The 21,770-nt window shown below is 71.4% G+C and carries 29 protein-coding genes and 1 pseudogene; 26 read left to right on the top strand and 4 right to left on the bottom strand.

Going from position 1 to position 21,770, the window contains the following annotated elements; translation table 11 throughout:
- Positions 1 to 293: 293 nt before the first annotated feature.
- A complete protein-coding gene (locus tag ACQPW6_RS38725) occupies positions 294 to 1,463 on the bottom strand; it encodes a type III PLP-dependent enzyme (protein ID WP_433894841.1) in 1,170 nt (389 codons plus the stop codon).
- A gap of 37 nt (positions 1,464 to 1,500) precedes the next feature.
- Positions 1,501 to 2,268, bottom strand: a complete 768-nt coding sequence (locus ACQPW6_RS38720) for a GntR family transcriptional regulator (protein ID WP_433894840.1) — start codon at positions 2,266 to 2,268, stop codon at positions 1,501 to 1,503.
- Between the two features lie 265 nt (positions 2,269 to 2,533).
- Between ACQPW6_RS38720 and ACQPW6_RS38715 the strand changes: the two genes are divergently transcribed.
- The 25 genes and pseudogenes from ACQPW6_RS38715 to ACQPW6_RS38595 all read left to right on the top strand — a co-directional run bounded on the left by ACQPW6_RS38715 (position 2,534) and on the right by ACQPW6_RS38595 (position 19,382).
- On the top strand, positions 2,534 to 2,971 hold the full coding sequence (locus tag ACQPW6_RS38715; protein WP_433894839.1) for a hypothetical protein: 438 nt from the start codon (positions 2,534 to 2,536) through the stop codon (positions 2,969 to 2,971).
- The gene (locus tag ACQPW6_RS38710) at positions 2,968 to 3,387 is read left to right on the top strand and encodes a hypothetical protein (protein WP_433894838.1); all 420 of its coding nucleotides are present in this window, start codon (positions 2,968 to 2,970) and stop codon (positions 3,385 to 3,387) included. Before ACQPW6_RS38715 ends, ACQPW6_RS38710 begins: the two co-directional genes overlap by 4 nt.
- Entirely contained in the window at positions 3,384 to 3,725 is a 342-nt protein-coding gene (locus ACQPW6_RS38705; RefSeq protein WP_433894837.1) for a hypothetical protein, read from the top strand. The genes ACQPW6_RS38710 and ACQPW6_RS38705 overlap by 4 nt, the downstream gene beginning before the upstream one ends.
- Positions 3,722 to 5,299 carry a hypothetical protein gene (locus tag ACQPW6_RS38700; protein ID WP_433894836.1) on the top strand — a complete coding sequence of 526 codons (1,578 nt, stop codon included), beginning with the start codon at positions 3,722 to 3,724 and terminating at the stop codon, positions 5,297 to 5,299. The genes ACQPW6_RS38705 and ACQPW6_RS38700 overlap by 4 nt, the downstream gene beginning before the upstream one ends.
- Positions 5,299 to 5,679, top strand: a complete 381-nt coding sequence (locus ACQPW6_RS38695) for an RRQRL motif-containing zinc-binding protein (RefSeq protein WP_433894835.1) — start codon at positions 5,299 to 5,301, stop codon at positions 5,677 to 5,679. The genes ACQPW6_RS38700 and ACQPW6_RS38695 overlap by 1 nt, the downstream gene beginning before the upstream one ends.
- Positions 5,680 to 5,782: 103 nt before the next feature.
- Entirely contained in the window at positions 5,783 to 8,083 is a 2,301-nt protein-coding gene (locus ACQPW6_RS38690) for a hypothetical protein (protein WP_433894834.1), read from the top strand.
- Positions 8,084 to 8,274: 191 nt separating this feature from the next.
- The gene (locus ACQPW6_RS38685; protein WP_433894833.1) at positions 8,275 to 9,060 is read left to right on the top strand and encodes a hypothetical protein; all 786 of its coding nucleotides are present in this window, start codon (positions 8,275 to 8,277) and stop codon (positions 9,058 to 9,060) included.
- 18 nt (positions 9,061 to 9,078) lie between these two features.
- The gene (locus tag ACQPW6_RS38680) at positions 9,079 to 9,270 is read left to right on the top strand and encodes a hypothetical protein (RefSeq protein ID WP_433894832.1); all 192 of its coding nucleotides are present in this window, start codon (positions 9,079 to 9,081) and stop codon (positions 9,268 to 9,270) included.
- Between the two features lie 95 nt (positions 9,271 to 9,365).
- Positions 9,366 to 10,202: a DUF4097 family beta strand repeat-containing protein gene (locus ACQPW6_RS38675; RefSeq protein ID WP_433894831.1), complete on the top strand. Its 837-nt coding sequence runs from the start codon at positions 9,366 to 9,368 to the stop codon at positions 10,200 to 10,202.
- 117 nt (positions 10,203 to 10,319) lie between these two features.
- The gene (locus tag ACQPW6_RS38670; protein ID WP_433894830.1) at positions 10,320 to 10,556 is read left to right on the top strand and encodes a hypothetical protein; all 237 of its coding nucleotides are present in this window, start codon (positions 10,320 to 10,322) and stop codon (positions 10,554 to 10,556) included.
- Positions 10,557 to 10,600: 44 nt separating this feature from the next.
- On the top strand, positions 10,601 to 10,795 hold the full coding sequence (locus tag ACQPW6_RS38665; RefSeq protein WP_433894829.1) for a hypothetical protein: 195 nt from the start codon (positions 10,601 to 10,603) through the stop codon (positions 10,793 to 10,795).
- A 195-nt stretch (positions 10,796 to 10,990) separates the two neighbouring features.
- Complete coding sequence (locus ACQPW6_RS38660) at positions 10,991 to 11,491, top strand: hypothetical protein (protein ID WP_433894828.1); 501 nt, start codon at positions 10,991 to 10,993, stop codon at positions 11,489 to 11,491.
- Between the two features lie 11 nt (positions 11,492 to 11,502).
- Entirely contained in the window at positions 11,503 to 12,246 is a 744-nt protein-coding gene (locus ACQPW6_RS38655) for a DUF6197 family protein (RefSeq protein WP_433894827.1), read from the top strand.
- A gap of 14 nt (positions 12,247 to 12,260) precedes the next feature.
- Complete coding sequence (locus ACQPW6_RS38650; RefSeq protein WP_433894826.1) at positions 12,261 to 13,013, top strand: DUF6919 domain-containing protein; 753 nt, start codon at positions 12,261 to 12,263, stop codon at positions 13,011 to 13,013.
- 16 nt (positions 13,014 to 13,029) lie between these two features.
- Complete coding sequence (locus ACQPW6_RS38645; protein ID WP_433894825.1) at positions 13,030 to 13,575, top strand: hypothetical protein; 546 nt, start codon at positions 13,030 to 13,032, stop codon at positions 13,573 to 13,575.
- Positions 13,576 to 13,660: 85 nt separating this feature from the next.
- Positions 13,661 to 13,927 (top strand): hypothetical protein, encoded by a 267-nt coding sequence (locus ACQPW6_RS38640; protein ID WP_433894824.1) that lies wholly within the window; start codon positions 13,661 to 13,663, stop codon positions 13,925 to 13,927.
- The gene (locus ACQPW6_RS38635) at positions 13,924 to 14,325 is read left to right on the top strand and encodes a hypothetical protein (protein WP_433894823.1); all 402 of its coding nucleotides are present in this window, start codon (positions 13,924 to 13,926) and stop codon (positions 14,323 to 14,325) included. Before ACQPW6_RS38640 ends, ACQPW6_RS38635 begins: the two co-directional genes overlap by 4 nt.
- Complete coding sequence (locus ACQPW6_RS38630) at positions 14,322 to 14,594, top strand: WhiB family transcriptional regulator (RefSeq protein ID WP_433894822.1); 273 nt, start codon at positions 14,322 to 14,324, stop codon at positions 14,592 to 14,594. Before ACQPW6_RS38635 ends, ACQPW6_RS38630 begins: the two co-directional genes overlap by 4 nt.
- Positions 14,591 to 15,136 carry an Lsr2 family DNA-binding protein gene (locus ACQPW6_RS38625; protein WP_433894821.1) on the top strand — a complete coding sequence of 182 codons (546 nt, stop codon included), beginning with the start codon at positions 14,591 to 14,593 and terminating at the stop codon, positions 15,134 to 15,136. Before ACQPW6_RS38630 ends, ACQPW6_RS38625 begins: the two co-directional genes overlap by 4 nt.
- 87 nt (positions 15,137 to 15,223) lie before the next feature.
- Positions 15,224 to 15,550: pseudogene (locus ACQPW6_RS38620) on the top strand (hypothetical protein); the annotation flags it as partial.
- Between the two features lie 388 nt (positions 15,551 to 15,938).
- The gene (dnaN, locus tag ACQPW6_RS38615; protein WP_433894820.1) at positions 15,939 to 17,084 is read left to right on the top strand and encodes a DNA polymerase III subunit beta; all 1,146 of its coding nucleotides are present in this window, start codon (positions 15,939 to 15,941) and stop codon (positions 17,082 to 17,084) included.
- Positions 17,085 to 17,163: 79 nt separating this feature from the next.
- Positions 17,164 to 17,853, top strand: a complete 690-nt coding sequence (locus ACQPW6_RS38610) for a RapZ C-terminal domain-containing protein (RefSeq protein WP_433894819.1) — start codon at positions 17,164 to 17,166, stop codon at positions 17,851 to 17,853.
- A gap of 15 nt (positions 17,854 to 17,868) precedes the next feature.
- A complete protein-coding gene (locus tag ACQPW6_RS38605) occupies positions 17,869 to 18,732 on the top strand; it encodes a hypothetical protein (RefSeq protein ID WP_433894818.1) in 864 nt (287 codons plus the stop codon).
- A gap of 87 nt (positions 18,733 to 18,819) precedes the next feature.
- Positions 18,820 to 19,119, top strand: a complete 300-nt coding sequence (locus tag ACQPW6_RS38600) for a DUF6247 family protein (protein ID WP_433894817.1) — start codon at positions 18,820 to 18,822, stop codon at positions 19,117 to 19,119.
- Positions 19,116 to 19,382, top strand: a complete 267-nt coding sequence (locus tag ACQPW6_RS38595; protein ID WP_433894816.1) for a hypothetical protein — start codon at positions 19,116 to 19,118, stop codon at positions 19,380 to 19,382. The genes ACQPW6_RS38600 and ACQPW6_RS38595 overlap by 4 nt, the downstream gene beginning before the upstream one ends.
- A gap of 67 nt (positions 19,383 to 19,449) precedes the next feature.
- Here the strand turns inward: ACQPW6_RS38595 and ACQPW6_RS38590 are convergent, their stop codons facing one another.
- Both ACQPW6_RS38590 and ACQPW6_RS38585 read right to left on the bottom strand, forming a co-directional pair.
- Positions 19,450 to 20,235: a hypothetical protein gene (locus tag ACQPW6_RS38590; protein ID WP_433894815.1), complete on the bottom strand. Its 786-nt coding sequence runs from the start codon at positions 20,233 to 20,235 to the stop codon at positions 19,450 to 19,452.
- Positions 20,235 to 21,146 carry a ParA family protein gene (locus tag ACQPW6_RS38585; protein ID WP_433894814.1) on the bottom strand — a complete coding sequence of 304 codons (912 nt, stop codon included), beginning with the start codon at positions 21,144 to 21,146 and terminating at the stop codon, positions 20,235 to 20,237. The genes ACQPW6_RS38590 and ACQPW6_RS38585 overlap by 1 nt, the downstream gene beginning before the upstream one ends.
- Positions 21,147 to 21,416: 270 nt before the next feature.
- Between ACQPW6_RS38585 and ACQPW6_RS38580 the strand changes: the two genes are divergently transcribed.
- Positions 21,417 to 21,545, top strand: a complete 129-nt coding sequence (locus tag ACQPW6_RS38580) for a hypothetical protein (RefSeq protein WP_433894813.1) — start codon at positions 21,417 to 21,419, stop codon at positions 21,543 to 21,545.
- The last annotated feature ends 225 nt before the right edge of the window (positions 21,546 to 21,770 follow it).

Genomic DNA, 21,770 nt, shown 5'->3' with positions numbered 1-21,770 from the left:
ACGCAGGGCGGCCATCGGTCATTTCAGGGGCCTCGCTCAGGAGACGTTGAACGCGATGGGCGGTTAACGCTGAAACGCACCATGTGCGCGGTCCTTCCGTTGACTTCCCCAGCGAACCGGGTACTCGGAGCACACACAATGCCAGAGGTCGTGGACGCGGCAGGCAGCGGCACGGCGATTGTCACAAATGAGACAGCGCCACTGGTCAACTGACGTTCGGTCATCTGTTCGCCTCCCTGATCCATTCGGTGCACGTTCGGCGAGCACTGAGAGTTCCCGACTTGCACGCCTTCCTACTGCGGTCCCTTGGAATCGAGGTAGTGGAATCCGGGTTTGGGATGCATCAGGAAGTCATGGTGAGAGATGTTCCAGGCGTACGCGCCAGCCATTGAGAAGGCGATAACGTCGCCGACGCTGATGCGATCCACGGGCACTTGACGTGCGAAAACGTCCTTGGGCGTGCACAGTTGGCCGACCATAGTGACCGGTACGCCGTTCACCTCCGGACCTTCTCCTGCGCTGGGCAGAATGACAAACGGTTGGTTGTGCTGCTTGGTAACCGGGGTTCGGAATTGCATGGTTCCGCCGCGCAGTACGGCGTACCACTCTCCGTAAGCGCGCTTCACGTCCAGCACTTGAGTGATGTACCAACCGGCGTAGGCGCTCATGGCGCGCCCCGGTTCGATGCGCAGGGTCTCACCCGGGCGAGCCAGTGCAGCGATGTCCCGGCCGTAGGCAGTCCAATCGAAGGTGTAGACGGGGGCGTTGTAGTCGACGGCCATTCCTCCACCCAGGTTGAACTCCGGTTGCGTGACGGCCGTGTCGTCCAGCCAGGAGCGGCCCCATTTGAGGACCTCTGAGGACTGCTTGACCAGGTCTTTCGCGTCGAGCCCGGACGAGAGGTGCGCATGGATGCCACGCAGGCGAATCCGCGGTGAATCGGCCAGCAGCGGCCGGCATTCCTCAATGAGGTCAGGGTCCATGCCGAAGGGGCCGGACATCGCCAGTGCCGCACCAGCTCGGTCTCCCGCGAGGTTCACTCGCAGCATCACATCGACCGTCTGGCTGACCGCACGCGCGAGCTCGGCGAGACGCTTCAGTTCGTAGGGGCTCTCGACATGGATGCGTTCGACATTCAGTTCCAGAGCGAGCGCCAGCTCCTGGTCGGTCTTGCCCGGTCCACCGAAGGCCAGACGAGTGGTGGGCAAGATCGACCGGACGTGCTCCAACTCCCCGCCGGATGCCACCTCGATCCCGGCCACGTATGGGGCCAGCGCCCGGAGGATCGGCGCATCGGGGTTGGCCTTCGCGGCGTAGAAGATCTCTGGTGCGTCGGGAAGCGAGAGCGCCGTCTGGACGCCCGATGCGTGCGAGCGCAGGGCGTCCAGGTCGTAGACGTAGGCCGGGAGGTCGCCACCTTCGGCAAGACGAGCGGCTTTCTCTGACACAGCATCGGTAATCATGGGCATCCTCTCGGCCGCGGTGCAGCGGCTGCGGGCATTAGGTCAGTGGGAAGCGGTGCTCGATGACGAGACTTTGGGCGGGAGTGACCGTCGTCGTCACCTCAACGACTCGGCCATCTGCGGTTTGGCCCGCGTGGAAGATCTCTGTGACGGTGCGCTCGGGGCTGATCTCCAGGAGCTGTGCCTCCGAGTTTGTCGGCAGCCGGCTGGGGATTATCCGCTCGACGGCCTCAACCTGTGGGTAGCCCAGGTCCGCCAGCGCGGTCTTGATGCCGCCGGTGATGACCGGCCCGGCTTCCTCGAGGACCGACTCTGCTGCGATCTCCAGAGGGAACCACGACGCGTTGAGCCGTACCGGGATGCCGCTGGCCAGCAGCCGTCGGCGTCGAACGAGGCAGGTCACCTCTTCGCTGGACACTCCGAGCGCTTCGGCGACGTCTGCCGGCGGCTTGGCGTGTTCCACGACGATCTCGTGCTGAGGTTCGAGGCCCAGGGCGCGTACCTCGTTGTCGAACGCTCCCCGAGCCCCGTCGTTCTCCCGGGCCGCGCGGGAGTAGCGGTTGGCCGAGTGCAGCATGGGCGGGAGCCAGGTGACCATGGTCCCCCGGCCCTGCTTGCCTCGGACCAGCCCTTCGGCCGCCAAGAGCCCCATGGCGCGGTTGACCAAGCTGCGCGACGCGTTGTATCGCGCAGCCAACTCCGGCTCGGTGGGAAGGACCGATGCCGATGGGTAGCGGCCGCTCTGGATCTCCTCGCGGATTGCGGCTGCGATCTCGCGGAAGCCCAGCTTCTGCGGTTGCTGCATTGGGTGTTACTCCCCTTCGTCGTGCCTGTGCCCGTGCCGGCACACGATCATCGTAACTGATTCGCCAATCGTTTGGCGATGCTTGACGGGCGGCCGTCGATGGGTTCACTCTGGCAATACGCCAATCGTTTGGCGTAAGCGCAACTGGCAAGGAAAGCTCCTGCTCGGCAGGGGCACCGCCATGCCAAAAACGGCTCTCCGGGTGGTCTTGGCAGAGACCCGGAGAGCCGCGCACAGGCCGTCACAACACAGAGGAGAACGACCCGTGAACACCATCTTCGCAGTCGAGCAGATCGCACCGCAGTCGACCGTTTCGCAGTCGGCCGGCCTGGTGCAGGTCGAGACGCTGTCCACGCTGGAGGTGCTGACCGGAGTCCCGGCCGTGGAGTGGCTGGAGTACCCGACCGAGTCCCCCGAGCAGCGCGCGGCGCGGCTGGAGCGGATCGCGGACGCGTTGCTGGAGCTGGACGACAGCACGGCGCGGCGAGTCGCCGCCCTGCACCGCGAGGTCCTGGCCGAGCCGGCCTACGTGGAGACCGAGCACTACGACCGGGTGTTCGGCCCGGTGGTCACCTGGGTGCTGGTCGACGAGATGGCGGCCTACACCGACCGGGCCGCCGGCACCGCCCCCGTCGCGGTGATCCGCGCCGTGGCCGCGGACGTGCACGCCGCGCTTGTGCTCGTGGGGGTGCGGGCCGCATGACCACCGCCGACGAAACCTCCCGCCCCACCGCCCCGGCGGGCTTACCCCGGCTGCCGATCCACAGCGTGGTCACCACCTGGATCCTCGCCGGAATGGTCGTCGCCGGATACGCCTGGACCCTCGGCCTCGAGGCGACCTGGTGGCAGCGCATCGTGCTCGCCGTGCCGGTCGCCGTGTCCGCCGTCCTCGACTCCCGCGGCGTCTACGCCCTGGTCGACGCCCGGCACACCGTCGCCCGCGGACTGTCCGACCTCGGCTGGCTCCAGCTCCCGCTCGCCGTCGCCGGCGGCGCGTGGCTGGCCGGCCTCACCGCCGGATTCGTCACCCGCCTGCTGGTCGGCTCCCTGATCATCGCCGTCGCCGCCCTTATCCGCTACGCCCCGACCACCCCGACCCGGAAGGGGGGCGCCCGATGATCACCGAGACCGAACTGGCGGCCGCCTACGCCGACGTGCGGCCCCTGCTCGCGCAGATCGACCGGCAGACGGCCGAACGCTTGGAGCAGATCGAGCAGAGCAAGCAGCAGATGCTCGCCCGCGTGGAGCTGGTCGACACCGCCGCCGTCGTGGGTGCCCTGGCCCATCGCGCCGTCCAGGAGCTGCGGGTGCTGCTGGACCAGGTGAAGCAGGCCGCGGCGGTCGGCGGCCTTCCGCTCGGCTCCGACTGGCTGGCGGCCGAGCAGATCCTCGATGCGGTTCCCGCCGCCGGCCCCGGTTCCGACCTTCCCGCCACGACCACGGGGGGTACCCGATGACCACCACCGACTTCCGTACCATCCGCCGGGAGCAGGACCGTGAGGACCGCCGCGCGGCCGATGCGGCCCGCCTCGAGCGCGAGCGCCTGGCGGCCGATCAGCAGATGGAGATCCGGCGCCTGGCGCTGGAGGCCACCGAGAAGCAGCGTGAGCAGGACCGCCTGGACCAGGCGCAGAAGGCCCGGGAGAAGGCCGAGCGCGAGGACCGCAAGCGCGCCGCCGACCAGCAGGCGAAGAAGGAGCACGACCGGGAGAAGACCCGGCGGCAGAAGGAGCGCCGGGAGCGCCGCAACGCGGCCGTCAAGGCGGCTCCGAAGTGGCTGGCCGAGCACCTGGACCTGGCGGCCGCGCTGGTGGTCATGGCGTGCAGCATCATCCCCGCCTTGATCTCCCAGAGCGCGTCGCTGTCCGACACCGGCATCACGGCGCCGACGGCGATGGGCTGGAAGGGCTCGCTGCTGGTCGCGCTCCTGCCGGTGATGCTGGAGTGCTCCGCATGGGCCGCGACAGCCGGCGAGGCCAAGGCCCTCGCGCAGGGCCGCTCCCCGTGGGCGTACCGGATCGCGGTCTACCTGTTCGCCGGCCTCGCCGCGTGGATCAACTGGCAGCACGGTCACAACGCCGGCGGCGACAAGTACGGAACCCTGCTGGGCAGCGTGCTGGCCGCGTCCTCGGTCATCCCGATCGCGGTGTGGCAGCTCGTCCAGGTCGGCCGGCACCGCGAGGTCAAGGCGAAGCTCAAGGCCGACCGGCTCGCCCGCCGCGAGGACCGCCGCACGACCAAGGACCGCAAGAAGCTCTACCCCGACGTGTGGCACACCGCGAAGCAACTGCGGGCCATCGCCGGACGCCAGCGGCTGTCGCTGGATGAGGCGTGGCACGGCGCGTACGCGGTCCACGAGGGCGCCGGTCCCGAGGCGCTGCCGGCCGACTTGATGGTGCTGCTGTCGGCCGAGCTGCTCGGCCTGCGGGCCGAGGCCGAGAAGGGCCTCGCGGACGTCCTCGGGAAGCTCAACGAGGCCCGCGCCCTCCGACTCAAGGTTTCCGGCGCAGCGACCGAAAATGTGCCCGCCCGGACGGCCGAGAGCGTCCACAAAGCATCCGTGAAGGTGTCCGCAGACGGGGGCGTAATCCCCCCCACGCACCCCGCTAACCGATCTCTACACAGGGCCGCACAGCGTGTCCGTGAAACGGCATCCGCGCAGGCCGCGCCGTCTGTCCCCATGTCCGCGCCCGCGCGCGAGGACAAGCCCGCACGTACGCGGAAGCCCCGGCCGCCGCGCCCCGAGCGGACGCTGTCGGAGGGTGCGAAGAAGGCCGCGCGGGAGACCGCACTGGCGTCCGCCACGGACTCCGCGGCGGCCGAGAAGAAGGCGCTGGAGGACTGGGCCGCGGACGAACTGCGGGCCGACCGCAAGGTGACCTGGCAGGCCGTCCAGGCCGAGACGCTGCGCCGCCGCAAGGAGACCGACAAGAAGGCCGTGCAGCCGTCGCGGTCCTGGTCCTACGACCGGCTCAACGCCGCGAAGAAGAGCACCGGGCTGCACCTGGTCCAGGCCGAGCGGAGTGCGTGATGCCGCCGAAGACCAGCGTCCGGTTCGACGACCCGAAAGGCGTGCGGTTCGGCATCCCGACCTGGCCCTGGAAGTGCGGGCCGGACAAGACCGAGCTGGCCACCGAACGGCAGCTCAAGGCTATGGGCCTGCGAAAAGGCGGTCGGCCCCCGGCGGGACAGCTCGGCTGGAGCCGCCAGGGCGAGGACATGTTCTGCCCGCTGTACCGGGTCGACCTGGCCAAGCCGAAGCGGCCGATGACCCCGGCGAAGTGGGTGGCGGTCCGCAAGGCCACCGCGGCCCGCCGGGTCTGCCCCACCTGCAAGACCGAGAAGCCGTACGAGATCCCCAAGCGGTTCGGCGAGTGCAACGACTGCTCCGGCTACGCCACCGCTGCCTGACCACCACAACTGCACACGCGGGACGGGGCCGCCGGCCTCAACCGACCAAAGCGACGTCCGACCGGACCCGTCCCGCGCCACCCCTCGAAGGAGCGTGACCAGCATGACCGAGACCACCCGGCACAGCGACGGCGGCACCGTCATCGACTTCCCGGTTCCGGCCACCCCGGCCGACGCCCCCGCGCCGGTCGACTTCACCAAGCCCACCGCCCCGGCCGCCGTGCCGCTGGAGGGCACGGTCATCCCCGCCCCGGTGTGGAAAGTTGACGACGACCCCGAGGGCGACCGCCCGTGGATCGACCCCCGGTTGCGCGCCCCGGGCGGCATCAAGGCCCGCACCGACTTCGCCCGCCGGCAGGCCCGCCGCCGCGCCCGCAAGTGGGCCGCCCGGCAGCGCACCCCGCACGGTCTCGGCCCGCGCATGGTCCGCGGCGAGGCCCGCGCCCGCCGCTGGGTCATCGGCCTGGAGGGCGCCAAGGCCCGCAGCGACCTGGAGCTGGCGCACGCGATGACCCGCGACGCCAGCCGCCAGGCCCGCAGCGCGGCCCGCGCGTTCAAGGACCGCAAGATCCGGCAGGCCGCCGCGCAGGCCGCGCAGCAGCAGGCCAGCCTCGCCGTCACCGCGGCGCTCGCCGGACGGGGCCGGGCCCGCAAGGTCGTGGCCACCCGGGCCGCGGTCCTCTACGGCCCGTTCGTCGCCGGCGACATGGTCGCCCTCGGCCTGGAGGGGGTGTGGGGCGCCCTCGGTGCACTCGCCCTCAACCTCGGTGCCCTGGCGTGGACCGGACGAAAAGTCGAACTCACCGATGAGGAGCAAGACCAGATGGACGCGATCGAGGCCGGCATCCCGCAGAAATTCGAGTCCGGGATGACGCCGCGCATGTTCGAGGCGATGATCCGTGAGGCCCTGACCGACGACCTCAAGGTGACGCTCAGCGCACTGCGCGTCGACCCGTACCCGTGGGGCTTCGAGGTCCACGTCTGGCTCTCCCGCATGACGCCGAAGGCCATCGCGGACGGCCTGGACCTGCTGGAAGGCTGCCTGCCGGGTGTGCGCACCAACAGCATCCTGCTGCAGCAGTCCGCCACCTCCCGCAACGAGTGCGTCCTGCGCATCCCCGGCTCGAACCCGTGGCAGGCCGTGCCGCCGCTCCCCTACCGGGCCCCGCACAGCATCAAGACCAGCGAGATCCACACCGCGCAGATCGGCGCTGACATGTCCGGCCGGCCGCTGGCGCTGCCGCTGCACCGGACCAACGCCGACGTCGTCGGCAAGTCCCGCAGCGGCAAGTCCAACCTGCTCGCCGCGATCCTCGATGTCCTGACCGCGACCGAGGACCAGATCGTCATCGGCATCGACACCGGCGGCGCCGGATCGGGATTCAGCGGCCTGCGGCAGGCGATGCACGTCGTCGCCACCACGGCCGAGGACGCCCACGCCGCACTGTCGTGGGCACTGGACATCGGCAAGGGCCGCCCCGCCCTGTTCGGCACGCTCGGCATGGGCAAGAACTGGCAGACCAGCCCCAAAAGGCCCGGCATCAAAATCGTGGTGGACGAATTCCCCGCCCTGGTCCGCGACTCCCGCAAGGGCCGCGTCATCGAGGACGGCGGAAGGCCGGTCCCGTGGGACCTGGACGGAATGCTCGCCGAACTCGCCATCACCTCGGCGAAGTCGGACGTCACCATCATCATCGCGGGCCAGGGCGTCACCAAGGAGAAGGTCAAGGACAACACCTGGGTCGTGGAACTCCCGGTCCAGGTGATGGCCGCCTGCGACAAGGACGACATTCAGCAGATCGCAGGCGCCGGGGCGATGGCCGAAGGCTGGCGGCCGGACCGGCTGCTGCCCGCCATGGGAGACCAGATCAACGACGCCTCGGTGGCCTACGTCCTGGCCGGCGCCGCATACACCGAGCCGATCCCTTACCGCGGCTGCTACGCCGACGACGACGAGCTGGAGCGCCGCGGCCTGGAGCGCGCGGAGGCCGGTCTGCTCGACATCGACACCGAGTCCGCCGACCTCAGCTACATCAAGCTCGCCGACCTGATGGCCCGCAGCCGCGAGGCCGCCGGCCCCGCCGTCCCGGCCGGGCCTCCCGCGCTGATCCTGACCATCCGCGACGTCTTCACCAAGGCCGGGAACCCGGCCGGCCTGCTCCCCGTGGAGCTCGCCGACGCCCTGGCCGACGTCGACCCCGACCGGTGGAGCCTGGACCAGTTCGACGGCGACGACGACACGGAGCGGTCCGCCGCTCGGGTCGACGCGCTGCGCAGCGCGATCACCGCAGTCCTCACCCCCTCCGGCCAGAGCTGGCGCCTGGAGACCTACGCCAAGGGCCGCCGTGGGTACCGCCTGCGCGACCTCAAGTTGATCACCGGAGAGGCAAGCGACGGCTCCTGACGGCCCGAACCGGAACGGAACCGCAGGTCAGAGAGGGGGAACCGGCCCGGAACCGGGCCGGAACCCTCTCCCCCGACCGGAACTGTTCCGGCTCCCAAGCCCCGGTTCCGAGCCAGTTCCACGCCCCTGACCTGCGGTTCTACCCCCGTTCCACCCCAGTTCCGCCCCTGAGAGCCCCGAGAGGAGGACCCGTGCCGAACACCGACTTCCGCCCCCCGAACCCCGCCGCCGGCTACCACCGCGTCACCACCACGCGCCGCTTCCGCTACCTGGTCCAGGACCCCGCCCACACCCTCCGCGTCACCTGGATCACGCAGGACCTGGCCTGCCCGGCCTGTGCCGTCGACACCGGCCTGCTCCTGGTCCTCGATGAGCCCGCCGGCGACGGCATGGTCCAGGTGACCTGCCCGGCCGGCCATCAGTGGGCCGACCCCCGCGTCGACCGCCACCACTTCGCCGCCTACTCCCGCCTGAACGGCTTCGTCACCCCCGACCCCGACTGGTTCTGGGTGATGGAGGCCGGATTCGGTGAGGAACCGCCGCCGCCGATCGACTACGCCCACGACATCGCCGGCGCCGCCAAATACGTAGCCAAGCGCGCCAAGAGCACCGTGAAGTCCAAGGTCAAAGGCACCGTGCGCCGGGAGACCCGCAAGGCCCGCCGCGCCGTCACCAACGCCGCGAAGGCGCCCGTCACGGCGCTGCGCTCGGCCTGGAACCAGCAGGCCGGCCCCGCTCCCGAGGCCGAGCCGGAGCCAGAGGAAGAGCCGTACCCGGACATCCCCTCGGTGGCCAAGTACCGCAAGGCGTACGGGATGGAGCCCCGCCGGCGCGGCCCGCGCTGCCTGGTCTGCGAGGACACCGGCCGCATCCCCGGCACCCCGATCACCTGCACCGAATGCGACGGTCCCGCGGCCGCCGCCATGGCCGCAGCCGAGCGCCGCGCCGCCCGCGCCCGCAACCCCAAGTCCCGCTGACCGGAGAGGAATCCCGCCATGCTGACCGTCGCTCCCGTCCTGCTCCTGGCCCTCGGAGTCGTCCTGATCATCAGGAAGTCCGGCGTCAAGGCGTGGCACGCCCTGATCTGCGCGTTGTTCGGCTTCTACATGGCCAGCACCTCGATGGGACCGGGCATCACCAGCAGCCTGGCCAAGGTCACCGGCGCCATCAGCGGCATCCACATCTAGCCAATAGCCAAGCATTCATAGGCCAAATCTTGATAGGCCAACAAAAAGTTGGCATTATGAAGTCGAGCCACCAACAACCCACCGAGGAGACCACGTTGACCACAAAGACCTACACCGCCACCCACTCCAGCTCCCGGTGGGCGGACATCACCAGCCCGGCCGGCACCGTGAACGTCACCGTCGACCCCGCCCTGCAGTACGCGCAGATCACCATCTCCACCTCGGCCGAAAGCGGTCCTTACGCCGACGCGGTGCGCGACACGACCATCCGCGAAACGCCCGGCCGCCAGCAGGACGTCATCGCCGTCGAGGTCCCTGAGGTGCCCGGCCAGACGATGCGCATGGGTGGCGCCGTCTTCACCGGCGCGAACTTCGGTGTGGTCAACACCGGCACCATCAACGGCACGGTGATCTCCAACGGCGACCTCTACATGGGTGGCCACCGCATCGTCTCCAACGGCCGGGTCGTCGCGCAGGCCGGCACCGTCGTCAGCGGCCCCGCCGCCGACAACCACATCACCGTCGACGTCCGCCTCCCCCGCGACTCCTCCCTCCGGCTCACCACCACCAGCGCCGATCTCGCCGTCAACGGCGCGCTCACCGTCCTCACGGCCGAGTCCGTCTCCGGCGACATCAACGCCCGCGCCGTCCACACCCTCGACGTGCAGACCACCTCCGGTGACGTCACCGTCGACTGGGTGCAGGCACGCCTCGACGCCCGCAGCGTCTCCGGCGATGTCCTGATCGGGGCCTACAGCGGCAGCGACTTCCGCGCCAACAGCACCTCCGGCGACATCACGGTCAGCGCCACGCCCGACGCCGTCGACCGCCTGGAGGCCACCACCGTCTCCGGCGACATCACCTTGCGCGGCCTGAACGACCGGCTCACCCCCCGCACCCGCACCGTCTCCGGCGACATCTCCCGCCGCTGAATCCGCCCCGGGGCGGCCGCCATCCCGGCCAGGACCACCGGCCGCCCCGGGCCCAACCCCAGCTCCGACCCGGAGCCAGAGGACGCACCCAGTCCCCGACCCGAGACGGAGCAGCACATGACCCCCAACTCCCCCGCCCCCGACCCCGATGTCCTCGAGGCCGCCAAGGACCGCCTGGTGGCCGCGCAGGAAAAGCGCGAGAAGGACCACGCCGCCGTCGACCGCGAGTTCTGGACGGCCGTCGCCGCAGAGATCAGCAGTGGCAACCTCCGCCAGGTCGACGCCGCCACCGCCCTCGGATTCACCCGCGAGTACATCCGCCGCAACCTCAAGCAGCTCGCCGAAACCGACTGACCCCCAGCTCCGCGCGGGGGCCGGCCACCGACAGGAAGGAAGCCATGTTCCAGGCAAACGACGAAGTCCAGATCCTCTCCTGCGAGGACGACCCCCGCGCCGCCGGCAAGACCGGCCGCATCATCGACCAGGTCCCGCCCGGCCCGCTCACCGGCGGCCGTTGGACCGTCGGCGGCATCAGCCTCCTGATCGCGCCCGTCCTGTGCCACAGCCACGAGCTGAGCAAGACCGGCAGGTGAGAGCGATGACCGACGAACAGCGCGAGGCGATGGAGAAGGCGCTCCGCAAGGCGAACGAGCGCAGCGAAGGCAGCGACGCCGGCAAGAACCCGAACTGAATCCGCCCCGGAGCGGCCGCCATCCCGGCCAGGACCACCGGCCGCTCCGGGCCCAACCCCAGCCCGAGAACACCCGGAAACCAGGGAGACCAGCATCATGACCGACACCAGCCGCCCGGCCAAGTTCGCCGCGAGCTACGCCCTGTTGCGCGCCGCCGCCGACATTGCCGACCACTGGGTGCAGTCCGACCGCTGCGCGCAGGCGAAGGCCGCCACCGACGCCGCCCCGGTCGTCACCACCGACGAGAAGACCGGCACGAAGCACTTCCACGGCACCCTCGGTGGTCGCCTGACCTGCGCCTGGCACGTCACCACCTACACCGCCACGCAGGGCCTGGTGCTGGTCGCCGGTTCCCGCTCGGTCGGCCTGCAGCTGCACCCGGGCGCCGTCGCCAGCGCGCTCGCCATCAGCGCGACGACCCACTACATCGCCGACCGCCGCGTGCCGAACGGGGTGCTGGAGCGCCTGGCCGCCGCCACCGGCAAGAGCCGGTTCTACAAGCTCGCCGACTTCGGCATGAACGGGTCCTACGCGCTGGACCAGGCGTGGCACCACGGCTTCGAGACCCTCGCCGCGATCGTCGCGGCTGCCAAGTAGGGACCGCCGCCGTGATCACCGCCACCGTCGCCCCGCGCGTGCCAGCCACGTTCCGGTCGCAGTCCGCGCTCGCCGCCGCCGTCGATGCCGCGTTCGCCGACGCGCTCGCCCGCGAGCTGGCCGACGTCCTCGCCGACGCCGCGCCCGCCGAACCGGCGCCGTCCCGGCCGTTCGGCCTGCCGGAGACCGAGGTGCTGATCGCGCAGGCCGGTATCACCACCGGCCCGGCCCCGCGTGACCCGCGCGTCCCCTCCCCCGCCGCTCTCCGCACCCGGCACGCCCTCGCGGTCGGCGGCAAGTTCGCCGGCCGCGCGGCCTGGGTGCTGCTCAAGGCCACCGCGTACGTCACCGCTCTGGTCGCCCGCGAAGTGCTGGTCACCACCTGGCAGTTGCTGTTCGGCGTTGTCGGCCAGGAGCAGCGCGAGCAGCTGCTCCCCGCCCCCGCGCCGACCGGGCGGCAGATCCGGCCGAGTGACTTCCTGGTCGCCACCAGCGGGGAGATCGAGCGCCGCGGCTGGACCCAGCGCACCGCGGAAGACATGCACGGCCGGGTCTGCGTGCTCGGAGCCGAGCAGGCCCTGATCCGCACGGGCACCGGCACCCGCCGCACCGCGCGCACCGCCAACCAGCACTTCCGGCACGTCACCGGCGCCCGCTCGGTGCCGGGCTACAACGACGGCCTGCGCCGCCGCGAGGACCAGATCCATGCCGCGCTGCTGACCGCCGCCGCCCGCGCCCGATCCGCCGGCCAGTAAGGAGACCACCCACCATGCGACTTCCCTGGATGAACCGCTCCGACCGGCAGCTGTGGCGCAGTGCCCGCACCATCGCCGACCTCGGCCTGCTCATGGCGTCCTGGCTCGAGGGCGACATCGCCTCGCAGCCCGGCTACATGCCGAACTGCGGCGTGGATGAGGAGACCGAGCACCTGGTGCCGATCCTCGCCGCCGCCAACCGGACCGGGTACCTGACCACCTGCTCCCAGCCCGGCCTGGAAGGCCCCGGCTTCGACGGCAGCACCTGGCGGCAGCGCGCCGCCGTCGACGGCCACGTCTCCGACCCGCTGCTGCTGCGCGCCCTGGCCGACGCCGCCGCCGAGACCGGCCTGTACTTCGCCACGCAGGACCGCATCCCCGACCGCACCGAGGCGGCCATCACCGTCACCACCGTCAACGGCGAGCCCTACACCACCTTCGGCCAGCCGCTGAGCTACTCCGACCTGCGCACCATCTGGCCGGTCATCCGCCCCGAGGCGTTCCACGCGGTCGCCACCTCGGTCCACGTCACCATCGCCGCACCGGAGTTCGGCAAGGCCGGCGAATACCTGTGGGACGTCCTGGACCAGGCGCTCATCGAGACCTGTGAGGCCCGCGTCGCCGACGGGCGGGCCTGCATCGTGTGCGGCTGCACCGAGTTCGCCCCCTGCCCCGGCGGCTGCGCCTGGGTGGCCGGCACGCCGGTCCCGCTGTGCACCGCCTGCCGGGTCACCGCCCCGGCCGACCTGACCATCCACGTCCTGTAGCCCGGGGGAATCCGCCATGCCGATCACCGTCACCGGCCACCAACTCGGCTTATTCGGCAACCGCCGTCTGGTCCACCAGGCCGAGTCCATCGCCCGCCAGGCCGAGCGCATCATCACCGCCCACGTCGGGCCGCTGCCCGCCGTCGCGCTCACCCTCACCAACGAGCGCGCCATGGCCCAGCTCGCCACGGCGGCCGATATCGCCTTCGCCCCCGGCGCCTCCCGCCTGACCCGCGCCGTCAAGGGCCACCAGGCCCGGCGCACCGCCCGCGGCGCGTACGGCGTCACCGTCCTCAACCCCGCCGGCGGCATCGCCGTGTTCGTCAGCGCCACCACCGCGACCACCGGCCGCGACCTGGCCGACACGATCCTGCACGAGCTGGTCCACGCCGTGCAGCTCGGCACCCCCGACGCCCGCGAACTGCACATCCGGCACCTGCGCCACTGCTACCGCACCGAGCCCTGGTCCCGCCGCGAGAGCGCCGACTACGACCGGCTGGTCGACCAGCGCGAGGACCAGGCCCACGCCCTCGAACCGCTCGCCGCGCAGATCACCGTCTGACCCCGCCCCGGGGCGGCCGCCATCCCGGCCAGGACCACCGGCCGCCCCGGGCCCAACCCGCCACGCCACACCCGAAGGGACACCCGTGCCCAGACAGAGACTCACCCCCACCGCGGCCGCCGCCCTGCGCGCCGCCACCACCCCCGCCCGCCCCCTGCTCCCGCTGGTCGTCCGCACCTTCCTGTGCGAGCCGTGCCTGGTCACCTGGACCGGCGACGAAGCCGACTGCTGGTCCTGCGGCAAGCCCGCCACCACCGCCTTCGCCCGCCGCCGCCGCGCCCGCCGCGCCCTCCTGGCCCCCGCCGGCCGCCCCGCCCGCCACTTCCGCCGCCGCAAGGGAGTCCTGCGATGAGCCACACCACACCGCCGCCCCTGGACGTCATCCTCGGCCCCGAAGGCGCGGGCCTGCTGATCCGGCGCCTGGCCGCACAGCTCATGCGCGAGGACGCCCTGCACCCGGACACCGCGCTGCGCCTGGCCTGCGAGCGGGCCACCGACGGCGACCCGGTCCTGCTCGCCGCTCCCGGCCAGTGCTGGCGGCTGCGGGACGACGTCGACCCCGACGACGCCCCCGCCCTGATGCTCTACATCCACGCCCGCCTGGCCGCGCCGCCGCGCATCCTCGCCAGCAACGCCGACATCCCCGGCGAGGCCGGCAACGTCGATGAGCTGCTGCTCACCGTCCTGGACATGTACGAGCTCGCCTACTGGACCCCGATCGACACCCCGGCCGAGGGCGGCATCCGGTGACCGCCGCCACCGTCGCGCCGTACCCGCCGATCACCGGCAGCGAGCCGTGCCGGCAGGCCGACACCGACCCCGACCTGTGGTTCAGCAACGACCCCATGGACCAGGCCGAGGCCGCCGAACTGTGCCGCACCTGCCCCGTCAAGACCCAGTGCCTCGCCTACGCCCTGGACCACCCCAAGGACACCGAGTTCGGCACGTGGGCCGCCACCACCCCCGAGCAGCGCCGCTCCCTTCGCCGCAAGTTCGCCAGGAAGGACACCACCTCATGACCACCACCACCGCCCCGGCCGCCGACCCGGCCGCCATGGCTGTCGCCCTGCTCCAGGCCAACACCCCCGCCCACGAGATCGCGGCCGAGACCGGCCTGAGCATCGGCCAGGTCATCGCCGCGGCAGAGGAAGCCGGCCTGACCCGCAAGCCCGACCAGCTCGCCGTCGCCCGCGAGCTGGTCGACGCCCTGGAGTGGGCCCGCACCCACTCCGACCCGAAGGTGCACACGCTCGCCGACAAGGCCAAGGCGGCCTTCAACGAGCTGGCCGCGCGGCGCGCGGCCGAGGCCGTGATCGTGCGCACGCAGAAGGAGATCACCGACCTGGAGCAGCGCCTGGCCGCCGCGCAGAACAAGCTCCGCAAGGCCCGCGGTGACGCCCCGATCCGCCGCCGGGCCTCCAACACCACCACCGCCAGCCTCACCCGCGAGCAGCGCACCGAGATCCGCACATGGGCCCGCGCGAACGGCCACACCGTCGGCGACGCCGGCGTCATCCCCGCCACCGTCGTCCAGGCGTGGCAGAACGCCCACCGGGCCTGATGGACACCCCGCCGACCGGTGCGGGCCGGGCCACCCCGGCCCGCACCGGCGGTACCCGCCCCACCACGTCGACCGCCGGAGGCTGAGGTGCCGATCCGCCCGGAGAACCGCGACCGCTACCCGGCCGACTGGGACGCCATCTCCCGCGCCGCCAAGGACCGCGCCGGATGGGCCTGCGCCTGCACCGGCCAGTGCGGCCGAGGCACCCACACCGGCCGCTGCCCCAACCGGCACGGCCAGCCCGCCTACGGCACCGGAACCCTCGTCATCCTCACCACCGCCCACCTCAACCACACCCCCGAGGACTGCCGCCCCGAGAACCTGGTGGCGATGTGCGCCGGCTGCCACCTCCACATGGACCGAGCCCACCACCTCGTCACCGCCGCCCTCACCCGGGCCGCCACCCTCGCCGCAGCCGGCCAGCTCGCCCTCGATGCCGTCGTGCTCCTGGCCGTGCCCGTCGAACCCCGCCTCGCCCCCGCCATCCCCGCGGCCCCGGCCGCCCCGTACGACGTGCCCCTCCCCCTCGAACTCCCCACGGCTCCCGAGAGGAACCCGATGCGCATCACCGCCACCATCCGCCCGATCCACGACGACAAGACCGTCTGCACCCACAAGGTGACCAGCACCGGCAAGCCCAAGGAGCCCGGCTGCTCGGGCCGCACCGCGTACACCGCCACCTGCTCGGCCGGCGACTGGACCGAGACCGGCACCACCAAGGCCGCGCTGGAGTACACCCGCGACAGCCACCTGCGCAGCCACGTCACCACGCCCGCCACCAGCGTCTGAGGGGCCCCGCCACATGAAGCTCACCGTCACCCACCGCGCCCTGGCCGACGCCCTCACCGTCGCCGGACGCGCGCTGCCCGGCCGCCCGCCCGTGCCGGTCCTGGCCGGCCTCAAACTGCACGCCGCCGACGACCAGCTCGCCGTCACCGGCTACGACTACGACACCTCCGCCTACGCCACCGTCGCCGCCCGCATCACCGAACCGGGCACCGTCCTGGTCCCCGGCCGGCTGCTGACCGACATCGCCCGCACGCTGCGGAGCGACGTCCACATCACCACCACCGACACCACCGCCACCCTGGAGTCCGGCAGCGCGAAGTTCACCCTGCGCACCCTCCCGCTGGACGAATACCCCAAGCTCCCGACCCTGCCTGCCCTGTCCAACGCATCCGGCATGGTGCCGGGTGCCGACCTCGCCGAAGCCGTCAGCCAGGTGGCCACCGCCGCCGCCCGCGACGACTCGCTGCCCGTGCTGACCGGCGTCCAGATGAACATCGACGGCACGACCCTCACCCTCGCAGCCACCGACCGCTACCGCTTCGCCGTCCGCACCCTGGAGTGGGAGCCCCAAGGCGGCGCCGGCACCGTCGGGCCGATCAGCCAGACGCTGCTGCCCGCCAAGCCGCTGATGGACACCGCCAAGGCCCTCGCCGGCGACCCCGGCGTGTTCTTGAACCTGCCCGACCAGTCGTACGGCATCACCGGCTTCACCGGAGACACCCAGCGCATCACCCTGCGCGGCCTCGAAGGCGAACTGCCCAAGTACAAGAACCTCTTCCCCACCGAGTTCGCGGCGCAGGCCGCCGTCAACACCGAGGCCCTGGCCGCCGCCGTCAAGCGCGTCGCCCTGGTTGCGGAACGCAACACCCCCGTGCGGATGACCTTCACCAAGAGCGCCGTCACGATCGAGGCCGGCACGAGCGACGACGCGCAGGCAGTCGACGGCACCGACGCCGCTTTCAGTGTCGCCTCGGGTGAGTACGACACGTTCGACGTCGCCTTCAACCCCCACTTCCTGCTGGACGGCCTCACCGCCATCGGCCACGAGACCACCCGATTCCAGTTCACCCACCCCCACAAGCCCGCCATGCTGCGCGCCGACAGCGGCCCCGACAGCCGCCTGCAGTACCTGCTGATGCCGGTTCGCCTGTCCGGCTGACCCCGCCCCGGGGCGGCCGCCATCCCGGCCAGAACCACCGGCCGCCCCGGGCCCAACCCGCACACCACCAAGGAGACCAGTGACCGCCACGACCACCACCACGACCAAGCCCAGCGGCACCGTCCGGATCATCTCGTTCGGCTACGGCCACGGAGAGCCGCCGGTCGCCGACATCACGTACGACCTGCGCGCCCTGCTGCGCAACCCGCACCACGACCCGGCCATGCGCGAGCGCACTGGCCTGGACGGCGACGTCTACGACCACGTCCTGGAAACCCCCGGCGCCGACCGGCTCGCCCTCGCCGCGACCACCACCGCGCAGCAGCTCCTGGTCGACACCCGCGCCGACGTCGTCACCGTCGCCTTCGGCTGCACCGGCGGCCGGCACCGCTCAGTCGCCATGGCCCGACGCACCGCGCTCTACATCGTCAACAGGTACGGAATCCGCACCCAGACCGAGCACCGCGACGTCGCCAAGGATCTGCTGTCGCCCGGAATCCACTCCCGCGAGCGCACCACCGCATTCGAGATGTCCGACCACGACTTCCTCGAACTCGTGGCTTTCGCCGCGAAGGCCGAGAACGACGGCTACGGCTACGCCTTCGAGGAGTACCGGCCCCGCTTCAGCAGCACCCGCCTCCAGCCCATCGCCACCGACCGCCACGCCTTCTCAGTTCTCCTGGCCGGCTACGAGGCCAGGATCGCCGAGTTCTGGAAGCAGCCCGACGCCGACGCCCGCTACGACGCCCACCTCGACAACCACCGCTGAAAGAGCAGGAACTCCATGACCCAGCACGAACCCTTCGATCTGCCCAAGGTCGTCACCCTGTGCGGATCCACCCGCTTCTGGACCGAACTGGCCGCAGCCAACCTGCGCGAGACCGCCGTCGGCCACATCGTGCTCGCGCCCGGCTGCAACCTCAAAACCCCGCACGAACTGTGGGCCGACCCGGAGCAGGCGCAGCAACTCAAGGAGCGCCTGGACCGGCTGCACCGCGCCAAAATCCGCATGGCCGATGAGGTCCTGGTCGTCAACCCCGGCGGGTACGTGGGCCTGTCCACCCTCGCCGAAATCGCCTACGCCACCTCGATCGGCGTCGCCGTCCGGTACACCGACAAGACGCCCGCCGAGATCGACCACCCCGACGCCGTCTACGCCGATGCGGCCCCGCTGGAGCAGGAGTTCGCTGAGCTCCAGGCCGCCGCCGCATCCTTCGCCGCCAGCCGCGACCTGGCCGCCTCCCGCACCCTGACCCTGCGCAAGGCCGCCTACTTGGACCGCGCCGCCCTGGCCCTGGCCGCCGACATCGCCCCCGGCCTGGCGGAAGCCGACGCCCTGGCCGAGACCGCCGCCCTCGAACTGCGGCGGTTCGACCACGCCTTCGGCACCCGCCTCGGCCACGTCCCGCCGCACGCCCGCCAGCTCACCGACGGCAACAGCCGCCGCTACACCCGCCAGGAGTACCGCCACTGGCTGGCCGGCCACACCGTCCCGGTCTCCCAGTGCGACCACCACGACAACTGCCCCACCACCGAGTGCGCCTACAGCGAGGGCTACTACGACAGGCCCGAACACCGCGACCCGAACTTCCCCGTCGACCAAGACCGCGAGGACTGGAACGGCTGGCCCACCACCGTCCGGCTGTAGCACGACCAGGCGGCCCCGCCGGAACCCCGGCGGGGCCGCCGCACGCCTCGCTACCGTGGAACCCAGCGCCCCAAGGAGGCCCCCACGATGACCGCGCAGCCCATCGGCTCCACACCGCCCCCGCCCTCCCCGGCCGCCGCCGCGCAGTTGCGCGCCCGCATCGCCGGCACCTCGCGTGCCGAACGCTGGCTCCCCTGGTTCGACCTCGAGTGGGGCCAGGCCCTCGAAGCCGCCCGCCAGTCCCTCGACCTCGGCCGCGTCTACGACACGCTCGCCTCCTGGCAGCGCCGCCTCGACACCGCCCCGGTAGCCGACGCCTTCCTCTCCGGCGGCTGCGACACCTCCGACGGCATCGCTCTCGAAGACGTCCTCGGCCCCCGCCGGTGAGCGACAGCGCCTGGCCCGTCCGCTTCTCCCCCCGCGCCTCCAGCTACCTCGCCGCCCTCGACCCCGTCGTCCAGGAGCTGGCCGCCGACGTCCTCGACATCGCCGCCCGCGCCCCGCTGCACTGGCCGGCCTGGGACGCCAGCGACCCCGAAGGCGCCGATCTGCGAAGCGCCGCAGTCGGCCAGCTCAGCCTTCTGTACTGGATCAACCGCACCACCCAGCCGCCGCACCTGTACGTCCTCGACATCGTGTGGGCTGGCTGACCGCCCCGCACAGCAATGGGCCCGGCACGCATCCGGCGTGCCGGGCCCATCGACGTCCTCCAGGCCGTCAGTCGACCGCCAACAGCTTCGCCAGTGCCGCCCGGTCCTCCGGCCGCATGAAGCGTCGCAGAACCTCGTTCAGAGTGTCCGGCGAGTCCCACGGCAAGGCATCGGCGAAGTCGGGCTGCCTCACCGACACCCGTTTCGCCCCGCTGCCGGCGCCCCTGCGCTTGGGGATGGACGGCCGAGCCGTCACCGCGAACTTCTCGACTGCCTTCCGCACCGCCGACGTCGCTGCCTTCGCGTCGAACTTCTCGCTCTTGGGCAGCGCCTTCACCGCGGCCCCTATGACCGCCGCCGTCACTGGCACACCGTCGACCGCCGCCGCCGTGCGGTACACGACGCTCGCCGCTTCCACGCCGTGCTGCTCGGCCAGCGGCACCAGCTCGAAGACCGTGGACTGGTTCAGCTTTTTGACTCCAATTGGAGTCAAACCGTTCGACTGCGAATCGAACAGTGATTCAGCGATAGGCCACGTCCGGATCAACTTGTCCGCCTGGCCCCGCGACATGTCCCACCGGTCCTCCAGGTAGGCATCGAAAGTCGGGTGAGTGCCCCGGTAGAGCCGACCGTCCCGCACGATCTGCAACGCTTTGCCCGCAGCCCAGAACGCCCACTTCAGGGTGTCGATTGCGGCCTCGCAGCGGGCGAAGACTTCTTGCTCCTCACCGATCAGCACCGGGGTGTCGGCGATCGGGTGAGCCGGGGGAGCGGGGAGCTTCCGCGCCACGTCCGTCGCCGTCTCCGGCCGCCGCCCGCCGACGTCGGCCCCGGAGTTCATCCGCCGGCCCATCAGAGGTTCTGCTCCACACACAGAGCGAGGGACATGAAGTCCTCGCGCGCCCTCAACGCGGTGCCGGATTCCTTGTACTCCACGACCGTCAGCCCGTTCTCAGCCGCATGCGCGTGGATCTTGTACTTCCGGATCGGATCGGCCATCCGCGGATAGCCGCGCTCGTCAATCCACGTCTTCACCGCGTCCAGCGCCGTGTCGCCGTCCCGGGGATCGTGCAGGTTGATCACCACGACGAAGGGGATACCCCGCGGCTTCAGGATGCGCTCGATGGTGAACTCCGCCGGCTTCCACGACAGCCACTCCGGGGTGATCGGCACGATCGCCAGATCGGCCAACTCCAGCACCTCGCGCAGCGCGTCGGCGACTCGACTCTCCCCGAGCGGATCATCACCCCACGCCGCGTCCGGGTCGATCTCCATGAAGCCGGGGGTGTCCACGATCACGCGCTTGCGGGTGGGACTGGTCTTGAGATCGGTCAGGATGCCGACCTTGCCCCGCGTCACCAGGTAGTCGAACGGCAGCGCTTCCTCCGGCACACGGTCAGCCCAGTCCTCAAGGCTGCCCTGTGGGTCGACGCCGGCCGCGACGACCGCAGCGTCCTCGATGTCGTTCTGCATGACGCTGCTGCGCCCGCTCACGGCCGCCAGGTTGACGGTTATCGTCGACTTCCCGGCGCCGCCCTTCTGCTGGATGACGATGATGAACTTCGGGCCGGTCGCCCTGGCCGCCACGTCTGTAGCGGACCGCTGGGCAGGGGTGGTGGTACTCAAGAGACAGCCTCCGTCGCTTCCCCGCAGGTACTCGGAATGGTCTGCACAGAATGCCAGACGGCCAAGCGCCCCCAGCGCAACCAGCCCGAGAACCACCAGATCGAGCGGATCACCGCCGCCGCCCGGTCCGCCGTCCACAGCCCCGCCGGGGGAGGCTGGGAGCCATGACGCGAAGCAAGGGCCAGCCACCCACCTGCGGGGCCGCACACGACCGCCTCAAGCCTGCCGAGCAGGCTGCCTGTAGCCGGGTGATGCCCGTCGGCACCCAAGCGCAAGCAGGCTTCCTTTTCGTCCAGTTCGGAGGCAACCTCGCCGCGCTCGCGGCCGTGCTGAACGTCCGGTCCCGCGCCCTCAAGCGTCAGCTCGAGGGCAGCCGGTTGCCGCCGTCCCCGCGGTTGAGGAGAAGCCTTGCGGGGGGGCGCGGTGCAGTACGCCTGTCCGATCGAGGTGGCCAGCCGGGCCGAGGAAGCCCGCAAGGAGGCCGAGCGGGACGTCCGTAGGGCCAAGCGCCGCCAGGGCCGAGAAGGCGAGCCGTAGGCCCCTTGTGGCCCTTCTGCTCCCTGTCCTTGGTTGTCGCGGCCTGGGCTGAGCCGGGTGTTTCTGGTTTGCAAGCCGGGACGTGGCTGGTGCCGGTCTGGTGCAGGGGCGGTGTCGGGGTGGGTGTGGGCCGGGTGGCCGACCTTCGGGCACGGCCCGCTGGAGAGGCCCGCAGGGCCTCGGTCGGGTGCTCCCGCGAGGCGCCTCCCAGACCGGCCCTGAATT

The organism is Streptomyces sp. CA-111067, from assembly GCF_050956065.1.
GTDB lineage: Bacteria > Actinomycetota > Actinomycetes > Streptomycetales > Streptomycetaceae > Actinacidiphila.
The sequence above is the reverse complement of the archived record's forward strand: the minus strand, read 5'-3'. Positions and strand labels throughout refer to the sequence as shown.